Origin of the sequence: Aminobacterium sp. UBA4908 (assembly GCF_002398115.1) — a bacterium.
Taxonomy (GTDB): Bacteria; Synergistota; Synergistia; order Synergistales; family Aminobacteriaceae; genus Aminobacterium; species Aminobacterium mobile.
In genome coordinates this window covers 136,767-150,233 of the sequence record NZ_DHCG01000001.1, presented here as the reverse complement: position 1 = coordinate 150,233, position 13,467 = coordinate 136,767, and the positions used below count along the sequence as shown (strand labels likewise).

The window sequence follows — 13,467 nt, the reverse complement described above, 5'->3', positions numbered from 1 at the left end:
GTTGTAACTGAAATTCTTGGGTAACCCCAACAAAGGGGGTCGTTGATTTTGGCAAAGAAAATTCGTATTCGTCTGAAGGCTTTTGATCATAGAGTGTTAGATAGCTCTGCCTCTCAGATAGCGGAAACGGCGGAGAGAAGTGGGGCGAAAGTATCTGGTCCTATCCCTCTGCCAACGGAAATTAATAAGTATACTGTTTTGAAGTCCCCGCACAAAGACAAGGATGCGAGGGAGCAGTTTGAAATGAGAACTCATAAGCGCTTAATTGACATTGTCAATCCTACTCAAAAAACTATGGATGCGCTTATGCAGCTGAACCTTCCTTCTGGGGTGGACATCCAGATCAAACTGTAGGAAGCTCTGAGCTGAAAGGAGTGGAAGTTGATGAGCATTGGAATTCTGGGGCGAAAGCTGGGTATGACCCAGATATACAACGAAACAGGGCAAGCCGTTCCTGTAACGGTTATCCAAGCAGGACCATGTCCTGTAGTTGCACTCCGAACCCCCGATAAGAACGGTTATTCCGCTGTTCTTCTTGGCTTCGGAGAAATGAAGCCCCACAAGCTCACAAAGCCTGTGAAAGGGCAGTTCGATAAGGTTAACGTAGAGCCTCAACGGTACTTGAGAGAATTTCGTCTTGGTAGTGTTGATGGATACGAAATAGGGCAGGCTATTGATGTTTCCCTTTTCAAAGAAGGGGAAAAGATTAATGTAGTCGGCATGAGCAAGGGTAAGGGGTTCGCTGGTGTTATAAAACGTTTCAACTTCGGTGGAACTTTTGCTACCCACGGTGTATCTAAAACTCATCGCCACCCTGGTTCCAGTGGAGCGAGCAGCTATCCTGGGAAAATCTTTAAGGGTAAAACCATGCCTGGGCGTATGGGTGGAGAAAGAGTTACCGTCAAAAACCTTACCGTTGTGGCAGTAGATACTGAAAACAATCTTCTGCTGGTTAAAGGGGCTGTACCTGGTACTAGAAATGGTATCATTACAGTCTACAAGCAGGATTAGGTCGGGAACAGAAGGAGGGCAGAACGATTATGCCTACTGTGAAGCTTGTTAGTTTTCAGGGTGAAGAGATAAGTGACCTCCAGCTTTCCGACTCTGTGTTTGCTGCGCCGATTCACGTACCGGCTATGCATCAGGTTGTTGTGGCTCAATTGGCGAACCGACGCCAAGGGACTCACAGCGCCAAAGGAAGAGGAGAGGTTAGCGGGGGAGGACGGAAGCCTTGGCGGCAGAAACATACTGGTCGGGCACGTCAAGGAAGTACTCGATCCCCGATTTGGGTTGGAGGTGGAGTGGCCCATGGCCCGAAACCTCGCGACTACAGCCAGAAGGTCAATAGAAAAGTTCGCCGTCTCGCGTTGAGAAGCGCACTTTCACTAAAGGTTCGAGATAATTTGTTGACCGTACTTGAAAACTTTGATGTGGAGACTCCGTCAACAAAATCTATGCTCGGGTTCTTTGAGAAAATCAGTGCAAAGAAACCGTTGGTTATCGTACATGAACCTAACGACGCTGTAGCGAAATCCGCTCGTAATATTCCAGGAGCGAGAGTTATTAACGTGGGCAATATAAATGTCTACGATCTTTTGAATTATCAGAGTCTGGTTCTGACACAGGAAGCCGTTGCCCGGATTGAGGAGGTGTACTCCATATGAAACTCCTTGCTCACGATATTATAATCAGACCGGTTATTACCGAAAAGAGCAGCCGGTTAATGGAGCATAATAAATATACATTCGAAGTACACACCAGTGCCAATAAAATTCAGGTTCGGCATGCTGTGGAAGAAGTTTTCAAGGTCAAAGTCACGGATGTCCATATGATGAGAGTCCGTTCTAAGCCCAAAAGGATGGGTGTTTTTGTGGGAAAAACCCGTTCTTGGAAGAAAGCGATTGTTAGCCTTGCAGAAGGCGAACGTATCGAGTTCTTTGAGGGCGCGAGCATTTAGGCAGGGGGGAGACGAGAATAATGTCTGTTAAAGAGTTCAAACCTTATACTCCTGGCCGTCGTGCAATGTCTAGTCAGTCTTACGAAGATGTGACAAAAAGCGAGCCGGAACGCGCCCTGACCGCCGCTTTAAAGAAATCAGGCGGACGGAACAATTTAGGTCGCATTACTATGCGCCGTCGTGGCGGCGGAGTAAAACGTCTCTATCGAGTTATCGATTTTAGACGGGATAATATAGGTGTTCCTGGCAAAGTTGCAGCTATTGAATATGATCCAAACAGATCTGCACGTATCGCCTTGGTTCATTATCTCGATGGGGACAAACGTTATATTCTTGCCCCAGCAGAGCTGAACGTAGGAGACACTGTGGTAGCTGGACCAGAGTCTGATATCAAACCTGGTAACGCATTGAAATTGAAAGATATACCGGTGGGAACTATTGTTCATAACATAGAACTCGAGCCGGGCTGTGGCGGGAAGCTTGTTCGTTCTGCTGGGACTTCTGCTCAAGTCATGGCTAAAGAGGGTAAATACGCTTATTTGAGGATGCCTAGCGGAGAGCTTCGGCTGGTTCTCAACGAGTGTATGGCCACGGTCGGTCAACTTGGCAATGTAGAGCATGAGAATATTTCTTTGGGGAAAGCAGGTAAAACTCGGCATCTGGGCCGAAGACCGAAAGTGCGTGGAATGGTTATGAACCCAGTGGATCACCCACTTGGTGGAGGAGAAGGACGAAGCAAATCGCATAAACATCCTGTCTCTCCGTGGGGAACTCTGGCTAAAGGTTATCGTACCCGGAAGAACAAGCCTAGCGATAGGCTCATTGTTCGCCGCCGGTATGCGAAGTAGCGTGAGGAGGGACTGATATGGCTCGTTCCACTAAGAAAGGGCCCTATGTTGACCTTAAACTTCTTCGCAGGATAGAGGATATGAACGTATCGGGGAATAAAAAGGTTCTTAAAACCTGGTCTCGGCGTTCTACAATCGTTCCGGCGATGATTGGTCATACCATAGCGGTACATAATGGTCGAATTCATATTCCCATCTATATAAGTGAAAATATGGTGGGACATAAACTTGGAGAGTTTGCTCCGACCCGCAAATTAGCACATCATGCTGGCCAGGAACGCTCTTCGAGAGTGAAGTAGGAGAGTGATGGTAATGGAAGCTAAAGCCGTTGCCAGACAGGTGAGGCTCTCTCCCTACAAGGTGAGAAAGATTCTGCCTCTCATCAGAGGGAAAAAAGCAAATGAAGCGATGATGATACTCAAGTATTGCCCTAATAAGGCAGCAAGAGTCGTCAGCAAGGTTTTGCAGAGTGCGGTAGCTAATGCTGAGCATAACTACGGCATGGATACTGACAAGCTGCATGTTATTACAGCTACGGCAGATCAGGGACCCAGCATGAAACGTTTTCGCCCCGTTTCTATGGGAAGAGCCCATCCCTATCGGCACCGTACCAGCCACGTAACGATTATCGTTGCGGAACGTTAAGGAGGGGGAACTCGTGGGACAGAAAGTTCACCCAGTGGGATACAGATTAGGTGTAGTGACAGAATGGGAGTCTAAGTGGTACGCTGAAGGCAGAGATTATGCAAAGAAGCTCCATGAAGATCTCAAACTAAGGAAGTGGATTCTGGATAGATGGGCCCATGCCGGTATCGCCAGAGTCGACATAGAGCGCGTGGGTAATGTTATGCGGTTTTCAATTTGGACCTCCCGGCCTGGTGTAGTAATTGGGCGTGGTGGCGCGGAGATTCAGGCGGTTAAAGAAGACCTTCAGAAGATGACTGGATCAAAAATTATGATCAACGTTCAGGAGATTAAAAATCCTGACGTGGAGGCCCAGCTTGTAGCAGAGAACGTATCCTCTGCGCTGGAGCGCCGGGTCAGCTTCCGGAGAGCCATGAAACAGGCTATCTTCCGAGCGATGAAATCTGGTGCAAAGGGTATCAAAATCCAGTGTTCTGGTCGTCTTGGAGGAGCTGAAATCGCGCGGACTGAATGGTATAACGAGGGGCAGTTGCCTCTTTCCACTCTTCGGGCCGATATTGATTACGGCTTTTCTGAAGCGGAAACCATGTATGGAATTATTGGCGTAAAGGTCTGGATATTTAGGGACAAGGCAAACGAAAAACCTATGGCAACCAGACCATTCAGAAAGAGGGGGTAATCCGTCATGCTTATGCCGAAAAGAGTTAAATATCGGAAACCCTATCGGAGACCTCTTCGCGGTACAGCAAAGGGCGGCGTTACAGTTGCTTTTGGTGACTATGGCCTTCAGGCTCTTGATTGTGCCTGGATTACGGCTCGACAGATAGAAGCAACCCGTATCGCTATCTCCAGAAAAATGAAAAAGGGCGGTAAAATCTGGATCAGAATTTTCCCAGACCATCCCTTTACCAAAAAACCCCTTGAAACTCGTATGGGTAAGGGGAAGGGAAGCCCAGAGTTTTGGGTAGCTCCAGTTAAACGAGGGCGTATCCTTTTTGAAGTGGCCGGTGTCTCTCGAGAAGTTGTAGAAGATGCTTTCAGAACTGCTTCTCATAAGTTGCCTGTCAAGGTTAGAATTGTTGCCCGTGAAGGTCTGGGTGGTGAATAGAAATGGATGCGAAGAGTTTACGAGATTTGACTCTCGAAGAGCTTCAGGAGAAGCATCGTCAATATAAGGAAGAGCTGTTCAACCTTCGGTTTCAAAACGCCATTGGACAGCTTCAGAACACAAGCCGGATCAAAGCGGTAAAAAAGACCATCGCTAGAGTTTTAACGGTGGTACGAGAGAAACAGCAGGCTTCTGAAAGCGCTGCTGGAAGGAGGTAACGACAGATGGAGGCACGTACACCCCATCGTAAGAAACGGGTTGGCACGGTTGTCAGCGATAAAATGGACAAGACCATCGTCGTCCGTGTAATCCGGCACGATATTCATCCGTTGTACGGGAAGAGGATTATTAAAGCCACGAAGTATATGGCTAGTGATCCAGAAAACACCTGTCGGGTTGGGGATCTTGTGAGCATAGTGGAAACCCGGCCTTTAAGCCGTAGAAAATGCTGGGCTCTTGAGAGAGTTATTCAGAGAGCCCCAGTGCTTGACACTCCCGTTGACGAAGTGGCCGAGGAGGAATAGGTCATGATTCAGCTTAGAACAGTCCTTAATGTAGCTGATAACTCTGGGGCAAAAAGCCTGATGTGCATACAGGTTCTAGGCGGAAGTGGACGGCGGTATGGAACCATCGGAGATGTGATAGTCGCTTCAGTTCGAGAGGCTATCCCCAATAGCAATGTAGCTAAAGGTTCTGTGGTTAAAGCTGTCATTGTCCGTACGAAAAAGGAAGTGCGCCGTCCTGACGGATCTTATGTCCGTTTTGACGATAACGCAGCCGTAATTATCGACAACAATGGAGACCCTAAAGGGACACGCATATTTGGTCCTGTAGGAAGAGAACTCCGGGCCAAGAAGTATATGAGAATACTCTCTCTGGCTCCTGAAGTTGTCTAAGGGGGCAATGCGAGAATGAGCAAAATGAGAATTAGAAAGGGAGACCTTGTCAAGGTTATTTCAGGAAAAGACAAGGGGAAAGAAGGGAAAATTCTTCGTAATTTTCCCAAAGAGGGGAAGGTCATTGTCGAGGGCGTTAATATGGTCACTCGCCATGTAAAGCCGACCCCTAAAAGCCCTCAGTCTGGACTTGTGAAGAAGGAAGCCCCTCTTCATGCCGCAAAGATCATGCTTGTTTGCCCCTCCTGTGGCAAGGCAACGAGAGTTAGCCGAGCCTTTTTGGAGGATGGTAGAAAAGTTCGGGTCTGCAAAAAATGCGGCGAAATAGTAGACAGGGTGTAGGGAGGCAAAACCATGAATCCTCGTTTTCTTGACAAATACAAGAATGAAGTGGTGCCTCGACTGAAAGAACAGTTCGGTTACACCAATGTTATGGAGGTTCCACGGATTGTTAAAATCGTGGTTAATGTAGGTGTCGGTGAAGCGAAAACCGATATGAAATATATGGACGCCGCTCTTGCTGAGGTTCGGGCCATTACTGGTCAACAACCTCTTATGAAGCGGGCAAAAAAGTCCATTGCCGGATTTAAACTTCGTCAAGGCATGCCGGTAGGATGTAAGGTGACTCTTCGAGGAGCCAGGATGTGGGAGTTCCTTGATCGTCTTATATCTTTGGCGTTGCCTTCCATTAAAGACTTCCAGGGAATTTCCCGTAGGGGTTTTGATGGGCGTGGAAATTATAACCTCGGGCTTAGAGAGCAGCTTATCTTCCCAGAGGTAGACTATGATGACGTAATCCGAACTCGCGGGATGAATGTTTCTATTGTAACAACTGCGAAAGCGGACGAAGAGGCCTTTGCCTTGCTGAAAGAGCTCGGCATGCCTTTCAGTAGCCGATAAGTACAAGGGGGAAATGAAATATGGCGCGTAAAGCAATGAAATATAAAGCACAGCTGCCCCCAAAGTTTAAGGTGCGGAAGTATAACAGATGCCCGATCTGCGGACGTATTCACTCGTATATGCGTCAGTTTGATATGTGCCGCTGCTGCTTCCGCAAGTTGGCTCGAGAGGGGAAGATCCCCGGAATCGTTAAGTCCAGCTGGTAAGCGAGAGCGAACATAAGGGGGTCACAGGAATGTATGTTACCGATCCAATAGCTGATATGCTGACGCGGATCCGGAATGCTAACGTGGTGTACCACGAGAGTGTTGATATCCCTCACAGCAATATGAAACTGAGCATAGCTAAGATTTTGAAAGAAGAGGGATATGTCCGGAATTATAAAGTCATCAACGATCCTGAAAAGCCCTATGCTGTTTTGCGTATTTTCCTGAATTACGGTCCTAACCGTGAACGAATTATTCAGGGACTTCGTCGAATCAGCAAACCGGGCAGAAGGATCTATGTGGGCAAAGACAATCTCCCCAAGGTTATGGGTGGTCTCGGAATTGCTATTATTTCCACTTCCCATGGCCTAAAGACTGATACTGAGGCATCTCAGCTTGGTCTTGGCGGAGAGGTCGTTTGCTACGTCTGGTAGCGAGGAGGGATTTTCTATGTCGCGAATTGGACGTAAACCCATTACCCTCGCCAAGGGAACATCTGTAACAATAAAGGATGGCAAGGTTATAGTAAAAGGGCCCAAGGGAGAGCTTTCTTCTGCTCTTGTACCTGGGATTTCTGTTTCTGTCGATAACGATGCCATCGTTGTTTCTCGAGGAAATGATGAGAAACAAACGCGAGCCTATCATGGAATGATGCGGGCTCTTGTAGCAAATATGGTGACTGGAGTAACAGAGGGTTTTGTGAAAAACCTGGAGATTGTTGGAGTTGGTTACCGTGCGCAGATGCAGGGTAAAAAACTTATTCTCAACGTGGGGTACTCCAATCCGGTGGAATACGATCCTCCAAAGGGGATTGAAATTCTAACCGATGGCCCCACTAAAATATCCGTTAAAGGCATTGATAGGCAGCTTGTTGGCCAGGTGGCTGCCATCATTCGAGCATTCAGGAGCCCTGAGCCCTATAAAGGGAAAGGTATCCGCTATGCTGGCGAGCATATTATCCGTAAGGCCGGCAAAGCCAGTGCCAAGTAACCTGAGGTGACGTGGATGAAAACGAAAAGCAGAAATGATATGCGAATCATCCGGCACCGGAGACTCAGGAAACAAGTTTCCGGAACGCCGGAGCGCCCTAGAATGGCCGTTTATCACAGTCTGAACTATATATATGTTCAGATTATCGATGACATGGCAGGCCATACTCTTGTCTCGGCTTCGACTCTTGAAAAGGAACTTAAGGGATCCCTTTCAGGTCACTGCAACATCGAAGCGGCCAAAGCAGTAGGCAAGCTTGCGGCAGAGCGGGCCCTTGAAAAAGGCATAGTGTCAGTTGTATTCGATAGGGGTGGGCACATGTTCCACGGAAAAGTCAAAGCCCTTGCCGAAGCAGCTCGCGAAGCCGGCCTGAAGTTCTAAAGGGGAGGTCCGAGAATGACCATGAAACGTGTCGACACGAAAGGCTTAGAGCTCTCCGAGCGTGTTGTGGCTATTAACCGAGTCAGCAAGGTTGTAAAAGGTGGAAAACGTTTTAAGTTTAGCGTCCTTGTTGTCGTTGGAGATGGCGAGCAATACGTAGGTGTAGGGATGGGCAAAGCCAAAGAAATCTCCGAGGCTGTTCGTAAAGGTATTGATAAGGCGACGAAGAACCTTCGGGAATTGAAAAAAGTAGGGAGCACCATTCCCCACCCGGTAGACGGGAACTTTGGTGCGGCTCATGTGCTTCTTAAGCCAGCAGCACCAGGTACTGGAGTTATTGCCGGTGGAGTGGTTCGTGCCATTATGGAGCTTGGTGGGGTAAAGGACGTTCTTACTAAAGTTATAGGAAGAACATCTAATCCTGTTAATGTTGCTTGGGCAACGCTCCAGGCCCTTGAAACGATGAGGACGCCCGAAGAAATTTTGCGTCTGAGAGGGAAACAGACCGCTCAGACTGAGGCGGAATAAGGAGGGGTTGTCCTATGGCTAAACTGCGTATTACATGGGTTAGAAGCGCGATTGGACATCAGCTTCGACAGAAGAAGACAATCAAGGCCCTTGGGCTCAAAAAACTTCATCAGACAGTAGAGCACGAGGATGTCCCCCAAATTCGTGGCATGATCAATCAGGTCCACCACCTTGTGGAATGGGCCGTTGTGGAAGACTAGGAGGGACGCACCATGAATTTGCATGATCTTCGACCTGCTCCTGGTTCCCGCCAGAAAGCTAAACGTCTTGGACAGGGAATTGGTAGTGGGAATGGCAAAACAGCTGGGAAGGGAACAAAAGGCCATAAATCAAGAGCTGGCGGAGGAGTTCGTCCTGGTTTTGAAGGCGGGCAGATGCCCATTACACGAAGAGTTCCCAAACGCGGATTCAACAATGCCCGTTTTGCGAAGAGCTATCAGATTATTAATCTCGAACAGCTCGCAGATCGTTTTGAGGCTGGGTCTGTGGTTGGGGTAGAGGATCTCTATCGAGCAGGTCTTGTTAGAGATTTGACAAAGCCGGTAAAAATTCTCGCGAGAGGAGAAATTTCCCAGGGACTTACACTTAGGGTCCACGCCTTTAGTGCCCAGGCAGCTGAAAAAATAGCGGCTGCAGGTGGGAAGGCTGAGGTGATCTAAGTGATAGATTCCTTCAGGGATGCCTTTAAGCTACCAGATCTAAAGAGACGGATACTATTTACACTTGGAGTTTTGTTTATTTTCCGTCTTGGCGCCCATATTCCAACGCCTGGCATTGATGCGTCTGCTATGGCCCAACTTTTTGAACAGGGTGCTGGTGTGCTCGGGTTCCTTGATATTTTTGCGGGTGGTGCGCTGAGGCGATTCAGTATTTTCGCTCTCGGCGTTACACCCTATATTAACTCGAGCATTGTTATGCAGCTCCTCGTTATTGTCTTTCCTGCCTTGGAAAAAATGCAGAAAGAAGGCGAGGAAGGAAGGAAAAAGATTATTCGTATTACCCGTTGGGGGACGATTCTTTTTGCTGGCATACAAGCGATAGGCATGACGTTCTGGCTTGGCCGAGTGGGAATATTCCATGGAGGCTTTTTTGCTGGGGTTATCGTAGTTGTGACGGTAACTGCTGGAGCATTAGCAGTGATGTGGCTTGGCGAGGAAATTACAGATCATGGAATTGGTAATGGCATTTCTTTGCTTATTTTCGCTGGTATCGTTGCTCGGCTCCCAGAAGCTATTATTCGTAGCTGGAGAATGTTGCGGTTAGGAGAAATGAGCATATTTGTTTTGATCTTGGCTCTTCTTCTTATGTTTGCTGTAATTGCAGGGTGTATTCTTCTGCAAGAAGGACAGCGACGTCTTCCAGTGCAATATGCGAAAAGGGTGGTTGGGAACAAGGTATATGGCGGACAAAGTACCTTTATACCATTAAAGGTTAACCAGTCTGGCGTTATGCCTATCATCTTCGCATCATCAATTCTATTGTTCCCTTATTCTATTGCCCGATTCTTCTCTGGGAACGTCGCTTTAGCTGTTCAGAAGATGTTTGAGCCTGGCAGTACTGTTTATATGGTACTTTATATTGCTCTTATTATCTTCTTCTCTTACTTTTATACAGCGGTGGTCTTCAACCCAGCGGACATTGCCAATAACATGAAGAAGTATGGCGGGTTTATATTAGGGATTCGCCCAGGTCGCCCTACGTCGGAGTTTATAGAAAAGGTTATGACCAGAATTACTCTCGGTGGAGCGATTTTTCTCGCGATTATTGCCCTCGTCCCCACATTAATGACGAATATTATGGGGATTACGAGTTTTTACTTTGGTGGAACTGCGGTCTTGATTGTAGTAGGAGTAGCTCTTGACACTGTTCACCAGATCGAAGGACAGCTTCTCATGCGGCATTATGAAGGTATATTGAAGCGCCGTGATTCTAAGAGCGGAAGCTTCCTCAGATTCTAAGGGGGATAGAAGAAGCTATGCGAGTCGTTCTGCTAGGACCGCCTGGCGCAGGCAAAGGAACCCAGGCGGCAGAAATAAAAAAGAAGTATGATGTAGCCCATATCTCTACGGGGGATATTCTCCGACAAAACGTAAAGGATCAGACGTCCTTAGGTCGTCAAGCACAAGAGTATATGAATGGCGGAAAGCTTGTTCCTGACGATATTATTGTTCGTATGATGGGCGAGCGGTTGAAAGAGAAGGACTGTGAGAAGGGGTTTTTGTTAGACGGATTCCCTCGCACGGTTCCGCAAGCTGAAGCGTTAAATGAACTTTTGCAAGCAATGCATCTTGCTCTTGATGCTGTTATATTGCTTGATGTGGATGATGATTTAGTGGTAGAAAGATTGTGTGGTCGTCGTATGTGCCGCCAGTGTGGGGAGATTTATCATGTGACGTTTAAACCCTCCCTCAAAGGTGCCCATTGCGCCAAATGCGGTGGAGAACTATATCAGCGCGACGATGATAAAGAATCGGTGATTCGAAGTCGTCTCAAGGTATACCATGAACAGACAGCACCACTCATTGCTTATTACGAGGAGAGAAATTTATTGCGACGGGTCGATGCTGGGACGTCAAGTTCTCTCGTAATGACTGCAATTGAGGCGTTATTTACTAAGAAGGTAGCTGAATGATTGTACTTAAGACGGAAGAAGATCTCCGATATATGCGGAAAGCGGGCCGGATCGTTGCTGATGTTCTCGATCTCATAGCAGGGATTGTCCGGCCCGGCATCACCACAGCCGATATTGATCGAGCTGCAGAAGAGCTTATGACAAAGGAAAGTGCAACGCCAGCCTTTAAAGGGTATCGGGTTCCAGGTATCCCCGTCGCTTTTCCGGGAGCTGTGTGTGCTTCTATTAATGAAGAGATAGTTCACGGGATACCTACTCAGGAGCGATATCTGGAAGAGGGGGACATTATAAGCATTGATGTAGGGGCTTGTTATAAAGGCTATTACGGAGATGCAGCTTGTACTTTCCCTGTCGGACAGGTGAGTCTTGAACGCCAAACTCTTATTAACGTGACCCTTGAAAGTTTAAACAGAGCAGTCTCTGTAGCAAAAGATGGGAATACCATAGGAGACATTGGATATGCGGTGGAATCCTATGTTGTTCCTAAAGGGTTTGGGCTCGTGAGAGATTACACTGGGCATGGTGTGGGGAAACACTTACACGAACCACCTCAAGTCCCGAATTTTGGACGCCCTGGAAGAGGCGTGACTCTCAAAGCAGGTATGACTATAGCCATAGAGCCTATGGTTATGTCGGGAGCGGAAGATACTGTTGTTGGGCCAGACCGTTGGGTAGTTCTCACTGCAGATGGCTCTGACGCTGCTCATTTTGAAAGATCCGTTCTCATCACAAAAGATGGGGCAGAGGTACTTACTCCTTGGGAATGGGCCTGATTGTGGCTGGGACTTTTCAGGTTGGTCAGGTCGTTATTTCGAGAAAGGGAAAAGACACGGGGAAATGGTATGTTGTCGTGAAGGTAGAACCTGAAAAAAATAGGGCGTATCTTTCAGATGGCAAGAGATTTCAAGTGTCTGCCCCTAAACTTAAAAATCTGAGTCATCTTCAGCCTACTCGATGGGTTCTTGAAGAGATTGCAGGGAAGATTTCCAGGGGAGAAAATATAGATAGCGGGAGATTACAATATCTTTTTTCTCAGGTGAGAAATATAGTGAGTAGTGAGTCAGATGCAGGGAGGTTGACATAACCGTATGGCCAACAAGGACGAAGTCATAGAGGTGCGAGGGACCGTAATAGAGCCACTTCCAAATGCCATGTTTCGGGTAGAATTAGAGAACGGCCACAAATTACTGGCCCATGTGTCGGGGAAGATGAGAATGCATTTTATACGTATTCTCCCAGGCGATAAGGTTCTTGTCGAGATTTCGCCCTACGACTTGACACGCGGACGAATAGTGTATAGATATAAATAACTTGTGTTCTGCCCTTATGCTTTAACCGCGGCTGGTGAAAAGCATTGAATAGATTGTCGGGATAGAACCGAAGAGGTCTGTCAAGGCAGGGTAAAGGTTTTCTCGGAGGAGCGTGGAACGAATGAAAGTGAAACCATCGGTAAAACCGATATGCGAATTTTGCCGGGTTATCCGGCGCAAAGGCGTGGTACGGATTATTTGCAGTAAGGATCCGCGCCACAAACAGAGACAGGGTGCAAGGAGGTAACGAGCATATGGCCCGTATAGCTGGTGTAGACCTGCCTCGCGAAAAGCGGGTTGAGATAGCGCTCACTTATATTTATGGGATAGGACTTCCCTCTTCACACAAAATTCTTGCGGCTACCGGCATTAGTCCGGATACTCGCGTGAAAGACCTTACAGAAGAGGAAGCTCAGAAGCTCCGTAAAGAGATAGAAGAGCACTATAAGGTAGAAGGAGACCTGCGGCGCGAAGTTACAATGAATATCAAGCGGTTGATGGATATCGGCTGTTACAGAGGACTACGACATAGGCTGGGGCTTCCAGTTCGTGGTCAGAGAACTAAGACCAACGCACGTACACGGAAAGGGCCACGCCGTACGGTAGCTGGGAAAAAGCAGGCCGGTAAATAATATAGTTTAGAGATATCAAGGAGGCTGACGCACGTGGCCAAACGTACACAGCGTAGAGGTAAAAGAAGAGAAAAAAAGAATGTAAGCTATGGAGTTGCTCATATTTTTTCTACTTTTAACAACACTATAGTGAGCATCTGCGATAAAGGCGGGAATATCCTGTCTTGGGCTTCTGGTGGAAACGTGGGCTTTAAGGGAACGAGAAAATCGACTCCTTTTGCCGCTCAGATTGCTGCTCAACAGGCAGCTAAAACAGCTCAGGACCACGGGGTGAAAGAAATAGATGTAGTGGTGAAGGGACCAGGACCTGGCCGAGAGTCGGCAATCCGTTCTCTTCAAGCTGCAGGACTTCAGGTTAACATGATTAAAGATGCGACGCCTATTCCTCATAACGGCTGTAGACCGCCGAAGCGTCGTAGAGTGTAGTTCACCCC

General features: G+C 47.6%; 29 protein-coding genes. All 29 read left to right on the top strand.

Going from position 1 to position 13,467, the window contains the following annotated elements; translation table 11 throughout:
* Nucleotides 1-45: 45 nt before the first annotated feature.
* Nucleotides 46-354, top strand: a complete 309-nt coding sequence (gene rpsJ, locus B4J50_RS00805) for a 30S ribosomal protein S10 (protein WP_024822570.1) — start codon at nucleotides 46-48, stop codon at nucleotides 352-354.
* Nucleotides 355-384: 30 nt separating this feature from the next.
* A complete protein-coding gene (gene rplC / locus B4J50_RS00800; protein WP_286846387.1) occupies nucleotides 385-1,011 on the top strand; it encodes a 50S ribosomal protein L3 in 627 nt (208 codons plus the stop codon).
* A 29-nt stretch (nucleotides 1,012-1,040) separates the two neighbouring features.
* Nucleotides 1,041-1,664, top strand: a complete 624-nt coding sequence (rplD, locus tag B4J50_RS00795; protein ID WP_024822568.1) for a 50S ribosomal protein L4 — start codon at nucleotides 1,041-1,043, stop codon at nucleotides 1,662-1,664.
* The gene (rplW, locus tag B4J50_RS00790; RefSeq protein ID WP_024822567.1) at nucleotides 1,661-1,957 is read left to right on the top strand and encodes a 50S ribosomal protein L23; all 297 of its coding nucleotides are present in this window, start codon (nucleotides 1,661-1,663) and stop codon (nucleotides 1,955-1,957) included. The genes rplD and rplW overlap by 4 nt, the downstream gene beginning before the upstream one ends.
* Nucleotides 1,958-1,977: 20 nt before the next feature.
* Nucleotides 1,978-2,805, top strand: coding sequence for a 50S ribosomal protein L2 (gene rplB, locus B4J50_RS00785; RefSeq protein WP_024822566.1), 828 nt, complete (start codon nucleotides 1,978-1,980; stop codon nucleotides 2,803-2,805).
* A gap of 17 nt (nucleotides 2,806-2,822) precedes the next feature.
* The gene (rpsS, locus tag B4J50_RS00780; RefSeq protein WP_024822565.1) at nucleotides 2,823-3,104 is read left to right on the top strand and encodes a 30S ribosomal protein S19; all 282 of its coding nucleotides are present in this window, start codon (nucleotides 2,823-2,825) and stop codon (nucleotides 3,102-3,104) included.
* Nucleotides 3,105-3,117: 13 nt separating this feature from the next.
* Nucleotides 3,118-3,450: a 50S ribosomal protein L22 gene (rplV, locus tag B4J50_RS00775; RefSeq protein ID WP_024822564.1), complete on the top strand. Its 333-nt coding sequence runs from the start codon at nucleotides 3,118-3,120 to the stop codon at nucleotides 3,448-3,450.
* Nucleotides 3,451-3,463: 13 nt separating this feature from the next.
* Nucleotides 3,464-4,129 (top strand): 30S ribosomal protein S3, encoded by a 666-nt coding sequence (gene rpsC / locus B4J50_RS00770; RefSeq protein ID WP_024822563.1) that lies wholly within the window; start codon nucleotides 3,464-3,466, stop codon nucleotides 4,127-4,129.
* A 6-nt stretch (nucleotides 4,130-4,135) separates the two neighbouring features.
* Nucleotides 4,136-4,558: a 50S ribosomal protein L16 gene (gene rplP / locus B4J50_RS00765; RefSeq protein WP_024822562.1), complete on the top strand. Its 423-nt coding sequence runs from the start codon at nucleotides 4,136-4,138 to the stop codon at nucleotides 4,556-4,558.
* Between the two features lie 2 nt (nucleotides 4,559-4,560).
* On the top strand, nucleotides 4,561-4,776 hold the full coding sequence (gene rpmC / locus B4J50_RS00760; protein WP_024822561.1) for a 50S ribosomal protein L29: 216 nt from the start codon (nucleotides 4,561-4,563) through the stop codon (nucleotides 4,774-4,776).
* A gap of 6 nt (nucleotides 4,777-4,782) precedes the next feature.
* Nucleotides 4,783-5,082 (top strand): 30S ribosomal protein S17, encoded by a 300-nt coding sequence (rpsQ, locus tag B4J50_RS00755; RefSeq protein WP_024822560.1) that lies wholly within the window; start codon nucleotides 4,783-4,785, stop codon nucleotides 5,080-5,082.
* Between the two features lie 3 nt (nucleotides 5,083-5,085).
* Nucleotides 5,086-5,454, top strand: a complete 369-nt coding sequence (rplN, locus tag B4J50_RS00750) for a 50S ribosomal protein L14 (protein WP_024822559.1) — start codon at nucleotides 5,086-5,088, stop codon at nucleotides 5,452-5,454.
* Between the two features lie 15 nt (nucleotides 5,455-5,469).
* Entirely contained in the window at nucleotides 5,470-5,796 is a 327-nt protein-coding gene (rplX, locus tag B4J50_RS00745; protein WP_024822558.1) for a 50S ribosomal protein L24, read from the top strand.
* Nucleotides 5,797-5,808: 12 nt separating this feature from the next.
* Nucleotides 5,809-6,354 carry a 50S ribosomal protein L5 gene (gene rplE, locus B4J50_RS00740; RefSeq protein WP_024822557.1) on the top strand — a complete coding sequence of 182 codons (546 nt, stop codon included), beginning with the start codon at nucleotides 5,809-5,811 and terminating at the stop codon, nucleotides 6,352-6,354.
* 20 nt (nucleotides 6,355-6,374) lie between these two features.
* On the top strand, nucleotides 6,375-6,560 hold the full coding sequence (locus B4J50_RS00735; RefSeq protein WP_084043923.1) for a type Z 30S ribosomal protein S14: 186 nt from the start codon (nucleotides 6,375-6,377) through the stop codon (nucleotides 6,558-6,560).
* Between the two features lie 29 nt (nucleotides 6,561-6,589).
* Nucleotides 6,590-6,994, top strand: coding sequence for a 30S ribosomal protein S8 (rpsH, locus tag B4J50_RS00730; RefSeq protein WP_024822556.1), 405 nt, complete (start codon nucleotides 6,590-6,592; stop codon nucleotides 6,992-6,994).
* 16 nt (nucleotides 6,995-7,010) lie between these two features.
* Complete coding sequence (gene rplF, locus B4J50_RS00725; protein WP_286846384.1) at nucleotides 7,011-7,550, top strand: 50S ribosomal protein L6; 540 nt, start codon at nucleotides 7,011-7,013, stop codon at nucleotides 7,548-7,550.
* A 15-nt stretch (nucleotides 7,551-7,565) separates the two neighbouring features.
* Nucleotides 7,566-7,931 carry a 50S ribosomal protein L18 gene (gene rplR, locus B4J50_RS00720; protein ID WP_024822554.1) on the top strand — a complete coding sequence of 122 codons (366 nt, stop codon included), beginning with the start codon at nucleotides 7,566-7,568 and terminating at the stop codon, nucleotides 7,929-7,931.
* A gap of 15 nt (nucleotides 7,932-7,946) precedes the next feature.
* Nucleotides 7,947-8,459, top strand: a complete 513-nt coding sequence (gene rpsE / locus B4J50_RS00715; protein ID WP_024822553.1) for a 30S ribosomal protein S5 — start codon at nucleotides 7,947-7,949, stop codon at nucleotides 8,457-8,459.
* Nucleotides 8,460-8,473: 14 nt separating this feature from the next.
* The gene (gene rpmD / locus B4J50_RS00710; protein ID WP_024822552.1) at nucleotides 8,474-8,659 is read left to right on the top strand and encodes a 50S ribosomal protein L30; all 186 of its coding nucleotides are present in this window, start codon (nucleotides 8,474-8,476) and stop codon (nucleotides 8,657-8,659) included.
* Nucleotides 8,660-8,671: 12 nt separating this feature from the next.
* On the top strand, nucleotides 8,672-9,118 hold the full coding sequence (rplO, locus tag B4J50_RS00705) for a 50S ribosomal protein L15 (protein WP_024822551.1): 447 nt from the start codon (nucleotides 8,672-8,674) through the stop codon (nucleotides 9,116-9,118).
* A complete protein-coding gene (gene secY, locus B4J50_RS00700; protein WP_286846383.1) occupies nucleotides 9,119-10,417 on the top strand; it encodes a preprotein translocase subunit SecY in 1,299 nt (432 codons plus the stop codon). It abuts the gene before it with no gap.
* Nucleotides 10,418-10,434: 17 nt separating this feature from the next.
* Entirely contained in the window at nucleotides 10,435-11,091 is a 657-nt protein-coding gene (locus tag B4J50_RS00695) for an adenylate kinase (protein WP_024822549.1), read from the top strand.
* Nucleotides 11,088-11,864 (top strand): type I methionyl aminopeptidase, encoded by a 777-nt coding sequence (gene map / locus B4J50_RS00690; RefSeq protein ID WP_024822548.1) that lies wholly within the window; start codon nucleotides 11,088-11,090, stop codon nucleotides 11,862-11,864. Before B4J50_RS00695 ends, map begins: the two co-directional genes overlap by 4 nt.
* Nucleotides 11,855-12,175 carry a KOW domain-containing RNA-binding protein gene (locus B4J50_RS00685; RefSeq protein ID WP_034326949.1) on the top strand — a complete coding sequence of 107 codons (321 nt, stop codon included), beginning with the start codon at nucleotides 11,855-11,857 and terminating at the stop codon, nucleotides 12,173-12,175. The genes map and B4J50_RS00685 overlap by 10 nt, the downstream gene beginning before the upstream one ends.
* Nucleotides 12,176-12,179: 4 nt before the next feature.
* Entirely contained in the window at nucleotides 12,180-12,401 is a 222-nt protein-coding gene (gene infA / locus B4J50_RS00680; RefSeq protein ID WP_024822546.1) for a translation initiation factor IF-1, read from the top strand.
* A gap of 121 nt (nucleotides 12,402-12,522) precedes the next feature.
* Nucleotides 12,523-12,648, top strand: a complete 126-nt coding sequence (gene rpmJ, locus B4J50_RS00675; protein ID WP_084043922.1) for a 50S ribosomal protein L36 — start codon at nucleotides 12,523-12,525, stop codon at nucleotides 12,646-12,648.
* A 7-nt stretch (nucleotides 12,649-12,655) separates the two neighbouring features.
* Entirely contained in the window at nucleotides 12,656-13,033 is a 378-nt protein-coding gene (gene rpsM / locus B4J50_RS00670; protein ID WP_024822545.1) for a 30S ribosomal protein S13, read from the top strand.
* Nucleotides 13,034-13,066: 33 nt separating this feature from the next.
* Complete coding sequence (gene rpsK, locus B4J50_RS00665) at nucleotides 13,067-13,459, top strand: 30S ribosomal protein S11 (RefSeq protein WP_034326853.1); 393 nt, start codon at nucleotides 13,067-13,069, stop codon at nucleotides 13,457-13,459.
* Nucleotides 13,460-13,467: the final 8 nt, after the last annotated feature.

Coding starts and splice junctions, on each gene's coding strand:
- rpsS (WP_024822565.1), top strand. CDS start 2,823: ATGGCTCGTTCCACTAAGAAAGGGCCCTATGTTGACCTTAAACTTCTT.
- rplR (WP_024822554.1), top strand. CDS start 7,566: ATGAAAACGAAAAGCAGAAATGATATGCGAATCATCCGGCACCGGAGA.
- rpmD (WP_024822552.1), top strand. CDS start 8,474: ATGGCTAAACTGCGTATTACATGGGTTAGAAGCGCGATTGGACATCAG.
- rpsQ (WP_024822560.1), top strand. CDS start 4,783: ATGGAGGCACGTACACCCCATCGTAAGAAACGGGTTGGCACGGTTGTC.
- rplD (WP_024822568.1), top strand. CDS start 1,041: ATGCCTACTGTGAAGCTTGTTAGTTTTCAGGGTGAAGAGATAAGTGAC.
- rplV (WP_024822564.1), top strand. CDS start 3,118: ATGGAAGCTAAAGCCGTTGCCAGACAGGTGAGGCTCTCTCCCTACAAG.
- rplB (WP_024822566.1), top strand. CDS start 1,978: ATGTCTGTTAAAGAGTTCAAACCTTATACTCCTGGCCGTCGTGCAATG.
- rpsE (WP_024822553.1), top strand. CDS start 7,947: ATGACCATGAAACGTGTCGACACGAAAGGCTTAGAGCTCTCCGAGCGT.
- rplW (WP_024822567.1), top strand. CDS start 1,661: ATGAAACTCCTTGCTCACGATATTATAATCAGACCGGTTATTACCGAA.
- B4J50_RS00685 (WP_034326949.1), top strand. CDS start 11,855: ATGGGCCTGATTGTGGCTGGGACTTTTCAGGTTGGTCAGGTCGTTATT.
- rpmC (WP_024822561.1), top strand. CDS start 4,561: ATGGATGCGAAGAGTTTACGAGATTTGACTCTCGAAGAGCTTCAGGAG.
- rpmJ (WP_084043922.1), top strand. CDS start 12,523: ATGAAAGTGAAACCATCGGTAAAACCGATATGCGAATTTTGCCGGGTT.
- rplE (WP_024822557.1), top strand. CDS start 5,809: ATGAATCCTCGTTTTCTTGACAAATACAAGAATGAAGTGGTGCCTCGA.
- map (WP_024822548.1), top strand. CDS start 11,088: ATGATTGTACTTAAGACGGAAGAAGATCTCCGATATATGCGGAAAGCG.
- rplP (WP_024822562.1), top strand. CDS start 4,136: ATGCTTATGCCGAAAAGAGTTAAATATCGGAAACCCTATCGGAGACCT.
- rpsH (WP_024822556.1), top strand. CDS start 6,590: ATGTATGTTACCGATCCAATAGCTGATATGCTGACGCGGATCCGGAAT.
- rplX (WP_024822558.1), top strand. CDS start 5,470: ATGAGCAAAATGAGAATTAGAAAGGGAGACCTTGTCAAGGTTATTTCA.
- rplC (WP_286846387.1), top strand. CDS start 385: ATGAGCATTGGAATTCTGGGGCGAAAGCTGGGTATGACCCAGATATAC.
- rpsM (WP_024822545.1), top strand. CDS start 12,656: ATGGCCCGTATAGCTGGTGTAGACCTGCCTCGCGAAAAGCGGGTTGAG.
- B4J50_RS00695 (WP_024822549.1), top strand. CDS start 10,435: ATGCGAGTCGTTCTGCTAGGACCGCCTGGCGCAGGCAAAGGAACCCAG.
- B4J50_RS00735 (WP_084043923.1), top strand. CDS start 6,375: ATGGCGCGTAAAGCAATGAAATATAAAGCACAGCTGCCCCCAAAGTTT.
- rplO (WP_024822551.1), top strand. CDS start 8,672: ATGAATTTGCATGATCTTCGACCTGCTCCTGGTTCCCGCCAGAAAGCT.
- infA (WP_024822546.1), top strand. CDS start 12,180: ATGGCCAACAAGGACGAAGTCATAGAGGTGCGAGGGACCGTAATAGAG.
- rplF (WP_286846384.1), top strand. CDS start 7,011: ATGTCGCGAATTGGACGTAAACCCATTACCCTCGCCAAGGGAACATCT.
- rplN (WP_024822559.1), top strand. CDS start 5,086: ATGATTCAGCTTAGAACAGTCCTTAATGTAGCTGATAACTCTGGGGCA.